Here is a 13,235-nt window from a genome sequence, read left to right as displayed (position 1 = left end):
TTTTTTATTTGGAATCACTATAATTAGGGGGAAATAGAAATGGTACAAGTTTCAGACAAAACAATTACACTAGAACGGCGCAAAGGAACGCGCGAGTTGTAGTCGTAGGATTCTCAGCCCTCATGCTAAATTAGGATTGAGTTAGTAATACTTTTTCTACAGCCTTAGGCACTGCAATGGGATGGAATCGATTGGAAGAAAAGGCATAATCCTCACCACTCTCATCAATAATACGAATTAACCCACTAGCTTTTGCTTGTTCATCATTAACCACGCGGTAAATTTTTCCGACTTCTAATGATGCTTCGTAATCTTGATTATCCAGACATACTGCAAACTGATTTACTGGGGATTGATCAATTGTCATCGTTAATCCAAAAACGGTAGCTTCAGCTTAAACTCTTTTTTTCCAATGCCATGAGCTTCATACCAATGTACTTCAGCTATTCGTATCATACCGTTTGCAAGCTGTACTTGAGCAATTCCTTTTAACTTTCTCCACTTCCCTCGACCATATTTCTTTTGTAAACGCCCTCGCTCTCGGATTCCTGTTCCTACTGCAATAATTTCAATATTGGTTATTTCTCCAATAATTTCAAAATCCACACTGAATCAACTCATACCATCGTTATGTGTTACTAGCTTACTGCAATTTCTATAGAGAAGCACTTAGCGAGAGCGTAATCTCCAAAATCATCTGGGATTGCTATGAGTCTTTTTATTTATCATTTTATGGGGAAATTTCTAATATGATAATGCTAGGATTAAATTATCAATCGCTACTCAAGCGCGATCGCTGCTAGCCCATGAATCCAATTATTTCCTAAATTCGCTGGACAATTCATGATATCGATTTCCGAAGTTTTTAATTAAAAAATATTAATCCATCTATAAATGTTATTAGTTAGGAGAATTTAGAAGATGGTACAAATCTCAGACAAAACAATTACACTAGAGGAGTTTCTCAAACAACCCGAAACTAAACCAGCTCAAGAATATATTAACGGACAAATCATTCAAAAGCCGAGGCAACAGGGAAAACATAGTATTCTTCAATGTGAGTTAGTCAATACAATAAATGGAATTGTCAAAAAAGAACGCATTGCTCATGCTTTTCCTGAATTACGGTGCACTTTTGGCGGTAGTTCCATTGTCCCTGATGTTACTGTATTTGCTTGGGAACGGATTCCTGTTGATGAAAGTGTCGATATTGCTAATGTCTTTCCGCTTGCACCAGATTGGATTATTGAAATTCTTTCTCCAGACCAAAGTTCCACGAAAGTAACGGGAATTATTCTACACAGTCTCAATCATGGGAGTGAAATGGGTTGGCTGATTGATCCCAAAGCGCGATCGATTCTGGTTTTTCCCCACGGGCAACAACCGCAACTGCTAAAACAACCAGAGGAAATTTTACCTGTTCCTAATTTAGTGGGCGATTTACGTTTAAGTGTCGCTGATGTATTTAGCTGGTTGAAATTATAGAAAGCAGGAAAAGCGCGATCGTGCTTTCGGTAATACTGGTGAGACAACCCGCCGCCAACAGCACGCTTAACATCGGCACTTGTTCCAGAGAAATTCCATTATTAGTGTGAAGTCGTTTCAGAAATGCCATTAGGTTTCTTGTTAAGAGATAATTTTGGTAGGGCGGAAGGAATTCGCACACCCTTATTAATATGAATCTATGGGGAAATTTCTAACCCACATTCCGCACTCTCAACTGTCACATTGTTTCGTTTGGCAAGTGTAGCAAGAGGAATTCATTGATGACACCATCTTCTTTGAGGAGAGAATTAGGGTTAATTTTGCCAATTCTCATTAAGTAATACTAATTGATTTTGGAATCACTATAAGCTTCATTAACATCCTTCATCTTGATCCTTTCGCATTGCCCCTAAAAATGTCGAGACATAAACGCAACTTTGATTATCTAGATTTTCCGCCGATAAAGTTACTTTACCCAGTCTCCCCCCGGATCGTCCTTTCTCTGTAAACCATGCTTGCCAACAATTCTCACCGAGAGATTGGAATGTTGTTTGATCAGCATTCAAAGTAATTCGAGAATCGAGACTATTCCAGCCTGTCGTTTCATTACAAACATCACTGGCAGAATTAAAATTACTTCTTGCATCCACTCGCCATCTGACAATGTCATTGTTTTCCTGTATAGTAAACTGCCAGCTAGTTGTTTCCCGTCTAGCACGAGTTTGAGCCGTTCGCATTCCTTGAAGAACTTCACTTTGAGCCGTATTGAGGCGTTGACGCTGTAAAAAAGCAAGCCAACTTGGAGACGCGATCGCGCTTAGAATCCCTAAAATAAGAATCACAACCATTACCTCTAACAAGGTAAATCCATCTCTAGCAATCAATTGCTTTTTAATGTGACCAGTTAGAAGCTGTTTGATCACTTATCTGCCTCCCCGTAAAATAGCACTAGAATTAAGCGTGGGTAACGGGGTAAAGTTATCATCTAACTCAAAACTAACTCGCCCATTGGGGTTTCCGCGTAAATTAACAATAACGGTTTTTTGTCCTGAGGTATTTTCAACGCAAGCGTAAAAACTATTAGATGTACTGGAATTATTAGGAGTACGATTGTAACCATCAGGACAGCTAACATCGTCATCTGAAAAGTTATTGTTGTTGGGGACATCTACAAAATCGACTAAGGCCTCGCTGTTTCGATTAATGGTAGGATTACTAAAATTTGAAGGCAGTTGGGAATCACTGTTATAGGGCCAATTCGCAAAGCTACTATCTTGAACTGGATCAACATACTCGTCCTTGCGACTTAATGTACTAACATCATCATATTTTCGTAGCTGATAACGATAAATTACAGACTCTCCATCCCAAGTATCGGTAGGGTTATTATCTTGAACGTAAGCCACAAGGGTATAAGTTCGTTGTGAAATTCTTAATTCCTGACATTCATTTTCCTGATCATCATCTAGTGGTTCACAATTAGGCAGATTATCATCAGAATCATAAGGAACATCCTCCAGCTTCCAAAAAACTAAAATTGGCTCTAAATCATCAGAAGTATCAATACTATTTAAAAGTCCATCATTGGAAACATCTTCAATATTACGATTATTAAAGTCATCTCCTGTATAAACATAAACCGCTTCTTTTAAGTCATCTGTCATAAATTCCAAGGCTAGACGCATTTCTTGCAGGGTATTTTTTTGAGCCGTTTCTGCTGCATTGCTTCTAATAATATCGATCATAAAATAGAGCAAACTGGAAATAACAATGCTTGACATTACCGTAGCAATTAAAACTTCAAGCAAAGTAAATCCACGAGAAGACTCTTTTTTTTTAAAGGGTAAGTTTTGGAAAAATTGGAGAATAAAAGGTTTCATATTTGCTCACTCAATTACAACCACCAGGAATCCAATCCCCACTGATATACCTATTATAAGCATCTCGGGAGCGTTCCATATCACTGCGACTCACTTCCGCAAATAGTACTGCCATCGGTTGTGTACTTTGACCTTGTAAGTTGCTAGTCATTTGTAGAGAAATTGGATCAGTTTCTAAATTATCCTCTTCTAAATTGTCTTGTGCGAGAAAAGAGTAAACGCGAACTCCCATTGTAAAAATAGCTGGCTCACATCTAGCATCTCCTCCTGAAAATAAAGCCCCTCCTTCTCGGAAAGTTTGAACAAAAAAGTCCGTGTCTCCATCTCCATTTACATCCACTGCTCGCACCTCAGACAAATTACTTGGAGCTGCAAAATCTTCTAACTCTCCTGTATCAATAGTTTGGGGAAGTCCAGCAAAGTCACCCTCACCATCAGTGGGTAAGTTTTGATCGCGCGATCGCGCCATAATTCCCTGCACCCGATTCACTTCATCTTGAGCAATAGATTGAGCCTGAGAAACACGGCGCATTTTCACTCGGGTAGCTGTTGATAACAATAAAGGAGGAGCGACAGCCACTAAAATCACACCAATCATTACAATACTAGCAAGGACTTCTAACAGGGTTAACCCTTTTTGTGAATTGTCCTTAGCTTTGTGAAGTCGATAGAAAAAAATAGGATTCATCATCATTATTCCTCAGCATTGATGGCATCGAGTAGATTTCTGATATAGGGATCATCAACAGACAATTCTCGATAAGTTTCAGTTCGCGCATTACTAGGGGTTACAAAGCGTTCTGCAACCGGACCAGGAGGGTTATATTGCAAACCCACATCATAACCCCAATTTCGTTGAGGAAAGCCATAATGATGCCTTAAATTATTGCCTTCATTCGCATCTTCTAGACTTTCAACATCATCAGGATCTTGATTTTGCTGACTCCAAGGACCTGTACTGTAGATACTAAAGTTAAGTTGAATAAAAGAGCCTCTGATTGTAATTTCTTCTTGACTCCAATTATCTAAAAGGCGAGGAAAGTTATGAATACCACCATTGTATTTCCTGGGGAATGAAGGCTCGAAACCACTGACCAGAATTGCATTTACTTCTAGAGGTCCAGTAGGAGCAGGTGTATCATTATTACCGTCAGGATCTACTTCTTCAAAGTTTTCTGATTCTGATAGAAGCGTTATCCCATCAGCAATAATTTCAGCAGTTCGCCAACTCTCACCAGAAGGAGTCGCAAAGTCTTCATTGAGGTCAGAACGGTCGTAAAAGTCATTGTTTTCATCATCAAATTCTGATTCCTCATGTTCGTTAAAGTCCCCCTGAATATACACAGGTTGGTCAGTGATAAAGGATAAGCCAGTGGGGTCATCATCAGGATCAGGACGGCTGATATCCGCCCCATTTCTTAAACGAAAGCCATAAGGACGGCGATCTAAATCTGGATAACTATCAACAGGTTTAACACTGACACCAGTTTCATCATTAAGAGGCGGATCTTGAGTATTATTGAAGCTCATTCGACAACCATCGCTGTTGTTGCCCGCACCGCTGTCACCCTCTATCATATCAAATCCTGTTATTTCCTCTTCATCATTGCAATCTGACCAATCACTATTTCTTGGTCGTGCTATGCCATCTTCACGTACTGCATCTTCCCGGAAGGCATAAACAATGCTAGAGTTATCCTCTCCTGTCGGTAACCAGTAATCACCACCACTAACTTGATCATTTCGTAATAAGTCGAGGTCAATATCAAGCACTCGCACGGTCATATTTTCCCGACGATTGTAAAAGGCTTTTTCAAGGAAAGAAACGTAGAGTTCAGTCTCATCTGGCAAAGTAATCTTGTTAACACCACTACCTGCTGTGGGAAGAGTGAAATCACTCTCATCACGAGGACTCAGAGCCAGATCCTCAATATCATCATCACTAATTTCTTGATAAGTGACATTTCCGTTAACATCATCAGAAATGTAGTTATCTTCATCATTAATATAAGGTTCACTAGGAGGCTGAGTTCCATCACCATCATGGTCATGATCGTCAGTGGGGAATAGGTAGTAAAGGGAAGGGTATCTGGGCTCTAGTTCTTCTGATATAGCATTACAAATAATATTTCCTAATCCAAATCTTGCTCGATCAGAATTGATAAAATCGAAACCAAAAATATCTGTATTTGGATCACAGTCCATGATATACTCATCACCTTCTTCAACTTGACCAAGTGCTCCAGGAACAGTATATATGCCAGTGTCTGGATCAAAGTCATCAGTTTCTTCACTAAAAGTAGAATTAGTATTAAATCCATGTTCCCGATCACGTTGCAAAGTTAAAAATAACTCAGCTCTTGGGTTATTAACTAAGTTATCTTGATAAGCCTCTAGCACGTCACCAATATCATCCGCAGCTCCTGCATCAATTGGACTATTTTCATCTTCTGCAAAGTTGATCCAATCTTGAACTGAGAATTGACTGAAATAGTTGGTATAGTATTCGTCACTAGTTTCATCTTCAACATCATAAGGATTTTCGGTAGGACAACCATTACCATTTTCATCAAGCCCAGTGCCTTCTTCTGTACAAACTCGTCCATCTCTCCCGATAATTCCCTGACTAAAGTTATCATCACCAATGCTATTAACAAGTTGCTTTCCAACAGAAGTCCAGTCTCCTGTGCTTAACTCCTGTAAAATAGCTTCTACATCTTGGAGTTGTTCATCTTCATAGTTTTGCCTTAGAAAGTCCACATTATAAGCCAACATCCCCAAGTTACAAGTCGCAGTTTGTAAAGTAGTTTTATCAGCCAAACTGAGGTCATCATAACTACCCCCATTTAGCTGATCAACTGCACGCCGAAGGTTAGAAAAATCTCCCCACATTGTTAACTCAGGGTAGGGATGAGTAATATTCCCACCATTTTCTTGCAAAGGAGGAAATGCACCATCAGGATCACCAGCAAACTGGGCTAAATTTTGCAGTGCTTCTCGGAGGGTACTACCACTATTATTAATATCACTAGAAAAATAATCGGGAAACTCAAATTCCCAACCATTTGTTCCTTCCCCTTCAAAGAAATTGGTCACTAAAAAATCTGTCCCGTCAATGCTTATTTCATCAAACTCTGTATCGTTTCCATTTTGGTGACTGGTGAGAGCAAGACAAGCAACTGGCTCAGGATCATCAGGATCATGATTACCTTCATCCCAATGATAGACAACCCCGGATTGCACTGATGCTAAATTATCGTATTCAGAATCGTTATTATTGGGTCCTTTTCCAGGTTGATTATCGTCTGACGGGTATAAGTCATCATCGCTACCATCCCAACCGTCAGTATTTCCTAACTCTAGACGTTCTCCCACAATAATTCTTAGCCCTTCCGCGTTAGCACGTCTTTCCCAATAACCATCTAAACCAGCATTTTCAGCATCCGCAGCAGGGGGGTTATTAGTTAAGCGCTCTTCGTCCTGAATTTGTCGACCGTTATTAGTTGCAGTGACAGGCGGAAGATCTTCTGTATATTCTGGTTTCGGTCCCCAACGGTCATCAGCACGGTAAGTATCATCAACATAAGGCTGTTGAGTATCTGAATTAAAAATTCTATTGCTAATATCTTCATCGTCCCAAGCCTCATCGCGAATACTGGTATTACTATCATCATTAGGATTACGGGCGCGAGACTCATTTTCACTAATCAAACGCACAGAATCAAGGTAATACAAACTAGGATTCTCATCATATTCATCAACAGAATCGTTGTCAGGTGACAATTCTAAGTCCTTGGTGTCTCCTTCAGGCTTTTCATTAGGTCCTGGAAAAAGATCAATTCTAACTTTATTGTCATCATCATCATCATCCTGATTTGTGTTGGTATTCACTTTCATCAATTGCCCTTGATAATCAATATTCCCACCGTCATCAATAACCTGCCCCATTGTAATTTCTGATGCTTCTTCTGTATAAAAGCACGACTCAGGAGCACTGACTAAAAATAACTTTGTGGTGCTACTAACATTATTATTAAGAATTAAAGATCCTTCAGTATGGAGCGCACCATTCCAGTTAAAGTCTGATCCCGGAGTAAACTCCATATCGTACCGAAACCAAGCTCCCCACTTGTTTGCAAAATCAAGATCTCGATCTTGTTGCACTTCGATGGTACTCACCACTGGATTAACATCGCTGTTGTTGGTGGCCACAGCATCAATTTGAAAGTTTTTCCGCACCGTTGATCCTGTAATCGTAAACCAATCATCATCACCAAGAGAAAGGCTAGATAATTCAGCACAACGTTGAGCTTGACTACTACTTGCAGCAGCTAATGGACCTGAACGAACGACTAAGTTATCAGCTTTATCTCCCAATGCGTCTTCTTCTTGGTAATTTACCCCATTACTTTCTGTAAGAAGATTGATCGAGTAAGCAATTTCTTGTCCATTATTAGTTGTGTAAGACCAAGCATTATCGTCGTCACCATCATCATTAATATCTAAGCGGTTTTCTCCCTCAAAGGTATAAGGATCATCATCCTCTGCAACGACTTCCTCGCCGTCATTAAGCATCATACTATTCAAAAAAATCTCTGAAGGAACCCCAACAGGAAAACGAGGGTCTCCTCGAAACAAATACTCTAGCTTGGCTTTTGCTCTATCTACTGCAGGAGTGGCAGCATTAAAAATTTCTTGTTGCGCTTGCTCACTAATCGCTTCCTCAGCCTCTTGACCTGTGCGAATAATGAGCGTTCCCACTAATAGGCTCACCACTAATAAAACTAAGGTCGCTGTAGGAAGGACAAAGCCAGCTTTAGTTTTAATCCTTTTTTTCAGAGGAAAGAAGAAAAACTTAATTAATAAGCGGTTAATCGCTTGGGCTAAGGCTTTAAAACTGCGCCAGAGCTGACGCAAAAGACGAGGAGAACGTAACGGCATTGCTTTAAGTTAGCAAGTAACATAACAGTAATTCTAAAGGATAAGAATAACATAAAAAACTCATGAATGCTATCAAATTTATGAGTGGGTTAGGACTTTTGGCAATGGATCAAGTGGTGTTTTAATCCTGAAGATAAAGCCCGATCGCGCTATGAATACGACCCGCCGTTGCTGCTGGACGATTAATGAGTTCTCCCCCTAAATAAAGAGAAGTGGAACCGCCACCATCTAAATTTAAGGCATCGATCGCGCCGAGACGTTGTAAAATGCTGACACTTTCTCTTAAGGTGGGGCCATTGTCGCCAATCCGTTCTCCCATCGCCACTAAGAGGATTTTTCCATCTTGTTTAAGCGCGATCGCGCTACGGTGGGCTTTTTGCCGAATAAACGCATCACTAAAGTTTTCTCTTTCTGCATCTAAAACCACTTGCTGATTTTTAATTAACAAGGGGCCAGCAGCGAGAATATAAGGATAATCACTAAAAGCTGGGGGAATGGTTTGATTTTCTAGTTGTAGGGAACTGCCTTCTCTCAAACGAGACTTTAACTCAGGATTACCACGAATTGCCAACAAATAACCATTAGGGGGAATAGCAATTGACTCCCCTTGACTAACTTCAGTAATTCGTTGCACTTGGTTATTTTCCACCACAACTATGTTTTCTTTGCCATTAAGCGCCCGATAACTCCTTCCCCAAGTGGGGGTATAACGTGCCACGCCAGACTGCACATAGCCACTATTTAGCGCCTGTAAAGAAACTCTATCTTGCCCATTAATCACTAATGTTTCTTGATGACGCAACCGATCCATGATCATGCCCCCTTGATTATCCCACGCGATCGCGCCTCGATTTAAAATGGGACTAGAATACCATTCTCCCTGTTGTTTAATTGCCCCTAAAGGAAGCTGGTTATCCCGATTAAAAAAGCCCCCATTAATCGCGATCGTCACCCCAAATTCTTTCCCTAAATCAGGTAAAGACGCAATCCCTTCCATTTCTTGCTGATTTGTCCAAATGGGAGTCAGTCGCAAATCATGACGATTGGGATCAATTTCTAGCCAAGTTACCGCAAATTGGTCATCATTAACTCTAATATAATCTTGTCGCCACTCTACTCCTTGCTTCCAGCGAATAGTGCGAGGGTTGAGGGTATCTTGACGTAAATCTAAAACTAACCGCGCTGGATTAGCTAGGGTATTGACTTTTAGTTTCAGAGACTCTGGAAAATTCAGATTCAGTTCCGTTTGTCGCCCATTGGGTTTCACCACTAATAAAGGAGGAGTAATATCTTCATTTTCTTCGTCTTCTATTTCTTCAGAGGGTGGGGCAAATTTTTCACGAATATTAGATGGACTCGTAGCGCCTAACTTTAAAGTAGCTTGTTGTCGCCCTTCGCGCACTTGCCAAAGCGTGGGTTTATCTAAATCAATGACAATACGTTTTCCCCAAGATTGGTTTCCGATACGAATATCTTGGACTTGCGTTGGGGTAGTGGTAATTTCTAAGCGACCATCTTCTACTGCTAACTCTTCACTGCTTGCTCTTAAAATAGGAGTGAGATCTAAATAGCGATTTGCCCCAATATGTTCAGCATCAAGCGTATAGGGAGAATCGTCTGAAAACCACCAAACAGGCTGTTGGGCAGGGTTATTGCTAGCCAGTAATTCTAAACCCAGTCGTTGTTGAGTAGCCGCATCAGTGATACCGAGATGGGTTTGTCCATTACTTTCCCATTGTCGCCAACTCAGAGGCAATCTGTCTCCATTGAGGCTAATTTCTTCCCCTTCACGGACAACGTTTATATTAGCAGGGGATTGGGCTGTACTGACAGTTGCAAATAGAATACAGATTATCGCGGTGGTTAAGCCAAGTCCAATTTGACGTAAGGATCGATCCCATTTCATTGTTGTTATTTGTTATTGGTTATGTCGGACTATCCTAAGAGTGTACAATCAAGTTGCTAAGTTCTGAGGTGAGCGTGAGTTATTCTTCTACTATTTCAGAAAACGGTAGTATTGACGCAAAAGTATGTCCACAAGTTTCGGTGATTGTGCCAATTTATAATGAGGTAGAGAGTTTAGAGACATTAATTAGCGCGATCGCGCAAACCCTTCTTTCTACTCGCTATTCCTATGAAATTATTTGTGTGGATGATGGATCGAGAGATGGATCAATTTCCCTCCTGAAAAAATTAGCGGAAACGAGAAGTGACTTATGTGCTGTGATTCTCCGTCGCAACTATGGACAAACGGCAGCCATGGCAGCAGGGTTTAATTATGCGAAAGGACAATTTATTATTTCCCTTGATGCGGATCTCCAAAATGATCCCACAGATATTCCTCACCTGATCACAAAACTAGAAGAAGGCTATGATTTAGTAAGTGGGTGGCGCAAACACCGTCAAGATGCAGCCCTTACCCGTTTACTCCCTTCTAAAATTGCCAATTGGATTATTGGACGAGTAACCAATGTTCGCATTCACGACTACGGCTGTTCTTTGAAAGGATACCGCGCCGAATTACTGGCTGATATGAATCTATATGGAGAATTGCATCGCTTTCTTCCTGCATTAGCCTTTATGGAAGGGGCAAAAATTGCTGAGATTCCTGTTAAACATCATCCCCGATATTATGGCAGTAGTAAATATGGGTTAGGGCGAACCCTGCGAGTATTAATGGACTTATTAACCATTTGGTTTATGCAGAAATTTCTCACACGCCCCATGCACGTTTTTGGTTCTCTAGGATTAATTTCTATGGCGCTAGGGGGATTAGCTGGGGGATATTTAACGGTTTTAAAGTTTGGTTTTGATCAAAATATCGGCGATCGCCCTTTATTAATTTTAGTCGTGGTTTTACTGTTAGCTGGTGTGCAATTATTCTCTTTTGGTTTATTAGGAGAGTTGCTGATTCGCACTTATCATGAGTCCCAAGGAAGACCCATTTATCGGGTTCGAGAGGTTTTTTCTGTGAAGCGCGATTCGGTTTATAGTGATTCCAAATAAAAAACAGCAACCTAAAAGTAGTGGGAGCATCTTGCTCCCTAGTAGCAGCCAAGATGGCTGCACTACGGAACTGAATTGGAACGACTATAATAGTGGTAACGTCCTTGTAAAAAATGAATCTTTTGATTATGAACTCGATAAACAAGTCGATGTTCGCGATCAATGCGCCTTGACTAAACTCCAGAATAATCCATATATTTTAACGGTTCTGGATGACCTTTTCCTGTAAATGGATTACCATCTAAAATATCTTTAATTAAATCAAATAATTTAGCATAAACTTTTTTATTATTAATTGCCCACCAAAGCAAATCTTCCTTAAATTTGTCGTGAAAGACAGGATAAAGTTTAACAGAAGAAAGTTGAGTTTTATTTTCCTCTGAAGAAGACTGTTGTTTTTTATTTTTTCTGCGTTTCTCTTTGGACAAAATTCATTTCCTCTCCCAGTTCATCCAAAGTTTGAGTAGGAGTATCATTGTTTTCCGATTCTTCTAACGCTTCAAAAAGTCGTGACGAATTATTGCGCGATCTTAATAGATGTAAGGTAGTCATTAAGCTGGAATAATCATCTGCTGACATCAGTACCGCTTGCTGTTCACCTTTTCGGGAGATAGCGTAAACCTTTCCATCTTGTACTATCTCATCAAGAACTTTTGCAAAGTTTTCACGGATTTGAGTATAGTCGATTGTCTCTAACATATTGATCTCACCTTGCTAGCAGGCTAATTATATGTACAGTTTCCTGTACAGGCTCTATTATAACCCCCTCATATAGGCTAATACTGTTTTAAGTGATTAAAAAATTAGTTTAATAGTATCTTAATCACAAATTTCGAGCAGGCTATTTTGTATATGTAACGGTTTTACTCCTAATAAAGCTCGTTTTCTGAATAACCAGCCATGGCTGATATTTTTGATAAACGTTTAAAGCAGGTAAAGGTTCACGAAATGTTTTCGGTAACTGGTAGTTTTTGGAGGGATATTCTTTACGAATATTTGTCAAGGTATAGTAGGATTTTTCCCACACTATAAGTTGAGAGAGGATCTTCTCAAACCTTTTATAAGTCTCTTTATGTTTATCCATTAAGGCAACATACTGCATGAGCTTAGTGTAAGTTTCAATGTTTTGATGTTCCTCGTTTAAGCCAATAATGTGGCTAAGTTTTTCAAATACTGGAGTATTATTTTTAATGACTCTTACTAGCCTGTCTTGTTCTTGTAAATTTAGGCTTTGCATATACTGGACTAAAGCATCAATTGTGCGTATGGTAGAAAAGTCACTAAAGTCATATTTTTTAAATAGATAAAGCAACTCTAGCCCTAGTTCATGTGTTGCGGCTAAGTGTTCTAAGTCTTGGAAATAACTATTAAGAGCTTTTTGTCCTTGTTCTGTTTTTAAGCGCTGTTGAGATGTTGCTAATAATTTTTTGACTTCGTTAATAAAATTGTCTGTTGAAAGTTGTTGGGTCAGAATATTAAAGACTCCTTGATAAAACTCTTGTTGAGCATAGCCTCGATATTGAAATTCTGTTGCTTCAATTCTAAGAAAACTATCTTTAGCTTCAATGGCAACATTCAGCATCTGAGCCTTTTCTGCTAACCCTTGGTATCCTTCTATTCCTTTGTGAAGTTGCAAACGAATTTTTAATAGGAGGATAAACTCAGGATCAGTAAATTCTTGAGAGTCTATTTGTTCTAATAAACTTCCTACTTGAGTAATTTCTTGTAAAGCGCGATCATGCCAAGATACCGTACTTTCTGGTATAGGAGTTTTAGCAAAATGGCTCTTGACCTTTTCTAGAAAACTACGGTCTCCCCAAAGGGGTTGATTCCACCAAGGTTTTTGGGATGTAGTGTTTTGGTAGTCTTTTTTTTTATCAGATAATAACATGGCAACTCCGTATTTTTTCTAGGTATTCTTAT

The 13,235-nt window shown here is 39.7% G+C and carries 12 protein-coding genes and 1 pseudogene; 2 read left to right on the top strand and 11 right to left on the bottom strand.

Features of this window, described 5'->3' with window-relative positions; genetic code table 11:
- Positions 1-130 precede the first annotated feature (130 nt).
- On the bottom strand, positions 131-367 hold the full coding sequence (locus FRE64_RS00190; RefSeq protein ID WP_146294111.1) for a hypothetical protein: 237 nt from the start codon (positions 365-367) through the stop codon (positions 131-133).
- Positions 368-369: 2 nt separating this feature from the next.
- Positions 370-606 carry a hypothetical protein gene (locus tag FRE64_RS00185; protein WP_146294110.1) on the bottom strand — a complete coding sequence of 79 codons (237 nt, stop codon included), beginning with the start codon at positions 604-606 and terminating at the stop codon, positions 370-372.
- Positions 607-921: 315 nt separating this feature from the next.
- On the opposite strand from FRE64_RS00185, the gene FRE64_RS00180 reads away from it, so the two are divergent.
- Positions 922-1,485, top strand: coding sequence for a Uma2 family endonuclease (locus tag FRE64_RS00180; protein WP_146294109.1), 564 nt, complete (start codon positions 922-924; stop codon positions 1,483-1,485).
- Here the strand turns inward: FRE64_RS00180 and FRE64_RS17340 are convergent.
- The 6 genes from FRE64_RS17340 to FRE64_RS00155 form a co-directional block, all read right to left on the bottom strand.
- On the bottom strand, positions 1,466-1,615 hold the full coding sequence (locus FRE64_RS17340; RefSeq protein WP_186708890.1) for a hypothetical protein: 150 nt from the start codon (positions 1,613-1,615) through the stop codon (positions 1,466-1,468). The two genes, FRE64_RS00180 and FRE64_RS17340, sit on opposite strands and share 20 nt — an antisense overlap.
- 244 nt (positions 1,616-1,859) lie before the next feature.
- Positions 1,860-2,408 carry a pilus assembly FimT family protein gene (locus FRE64_RS00175; RefSeq protein ID WP_146294108.1) on the bottom strand — a complete coding sequence of 183 codons (549 nt, stop codon included), beginning with the start codon at positions 2,406-2,408 and terminating at the stop codon, positions 1,860-1,862.
- Positions 2,409-3,365, bottom strand: a complete 957-nt coding sequence (locus FRE64_RS00170; RefSeq protein ID WP_146294107.1) for a prepilin-type N-terminal cleavage/methylation domain-containing protein — start codon at positions 3,363-3,365, stop codon at positions 2,409-2,411. It abuts the gene before it with no gap.
- Between the two features lie 10 nt (positions 3,366-3,375).
- Positions 3,376-4,059: a prepilin-type N-terminal cleavage/methylation domain-containing protein gene (locus FRE64_RS00165; protein ID WP_146294106.1), complete on the bottom strand. Its 684-nt coding sequence runs from the start codon at positions 4,057-4,059 to the stop codon at positions 3,376-3,378.
- Positions 4,059-8,306 (bottom strand): hormogonium polysaccharide biosynthesis protein HpsA, encoded by a 4,248-nt coding sequence (gene hpsA / locus FRE64_RS00160; RefSeq protein WP_146294105.1) that lies wholly within the window; start codon positions 8,304-8,306, stop codon positions 4,059-4,061. Before hpsA ends, FRE64_RS00165 begins: the two co-directional genes overlap by 1 nt.
- A 121-nt stretch (positions 8,307-8,427) precedes the next feature.
- Positions 8,428-10,212, bottom strand: coding sequence for a phosphodiester glycosidase family protein (locus tag FRE64_RS00155; protein WP_146294104.1), 1,785 nt, complete (start codon positions 10,210-10,212; stop codon positions 8,428-8,430).
- A gap of 74 nt (positions 10,213-10,286) precedes the next feature.
- Here FRE64_RS00155 and FRE64_RS00150 point away from each other — a divergent pair, with 74 nt between their 5' ends.
- Entirely contained in the window at positions 10,287-11,312 is a 1,026-nt protein-coding gene (locus tag FRE64_RS00150) for a glycosyltransferase family 2 protein (RefSeq protein WP_146294103.1), read from the top strand.
- 62 nt (positions 11,313-11,374) lie between these two features.
- Here the strand turns inward: FRE64_RS00150 and FRE64_RS00145 are convergent.
- From FRE64_RS00145 to FRE64_RS00135, 3 genes and pseudogenes are all read right to left on the bottom strand, one after another.
- Positions 11,375-11,740 (bottom strand): annotated as a pseudogene (locus FRE64_RS00145) (Txe/YoeB family addiction module toxin).
- Entirely contained in the window at positions 11,712-12,011 is a 300-nt protein-coding gene (locus tag FRE64_RS00140; RefSeq protein ID WP_146294102.1) for a type II toxin-antitoxin system Phd/YefM family antitoxin, read from the bottom strand. The pseudogene FRE64_RS00145 and the gene FRE64_RS00140 overlap by 29 nt, the downstream one beginning before the upstream one ends.
- A gap of 142 nt (positions 12,012-12,153) precedes the next feature.
- Complete coding sequence (locus FRE64_RS00135) at positions 12,154-13,203, bottom strand: hypothetical protein (protein ID WP_146294101.1); 1,050 nt, start codon at positions 13,201-13,203, stop codon at positions 12,154-12,156.
- Positions 13,204-13,235 lie beyond the last annotated feature (32 nt).

Origin of the sequence: Euhalothece natronophila Z-M001 (genome assembly GCF_007904085.1) — a bacterium.
Classification (GTDB): domain Bacteria; phylum Cyanobacteriota; class Cyanobacteriia; order Cyanobacteriales; family Rubidibacteraceae; genus Halothece; species Halothece natronophila.
The sequence above is the reverse complement of the archived record's forward strand: the minus strand, read 5'-3'. Positions and strand labels throughout refer to the sequence as shown.

Coding starts and splice junctions, on each gene's coding strand:
- FRE64_RS00190 (WP_146294111.1), bottom strand. CDS start 367: ATGACAATTGATCAATCCCCAGTAAATCAGTTTGCAGTATGTCTGGAT.
- FRE64_RS00180 (WP_146294109.1), top strand. CDS start 922: ATGGTACAAATCTCAGACAAAACAATTACACTAGAGGAGTTTCTCAAA.
- FRE64_RS17340 (WP_186708890.1), bottom strand. CDS start 1,615: ATGGCATTTCTGAAACGACTTCACACTAATAATGGAATTTCTCTGGAA.
- FRE64_RS00170 (WP_146294107.1), bottom strand. CDS start 3,365: ATGAAACCTTTTATTCTCCAATTTTTCCAAAACTTACCCTTTAAAAAA.
- FRE64_RS00165 (WP_146294106.1), bottom strand. CDS start 4,059: ATGATGATGAATCCTATTTTTTTCTATCGACTTCACAAAGCTAAGGAC.
- hpsA (WP_146294105.1), bottom strand. CDS start 8,306: ATGCCGTTACGTTCTCCTCGTCTTTTGCGTCAGCTCTGGCGCAGTTTT.
- FRE64_RS00155 (WP_146294104.1), bottom strand. CDS start 10,212: ATGAAATGGGATCGATCCTTACGTCAAATTGGACTTGGCTTAACCACC.
- FRE64_RS00140 (WP_146294102.1), bottom strand. CDS start 12,011: ATGTTAGAGACAATCGACTATACTCAAATCCGTGAAAACTTTGCAAAA.
- FRE64_RS00135 (WP_146294101.1), bottom strand. CDS start 13,203: ATGTTATTATCTGATAAAAAAAAAGACTACCAAAACACTACATCCCAA.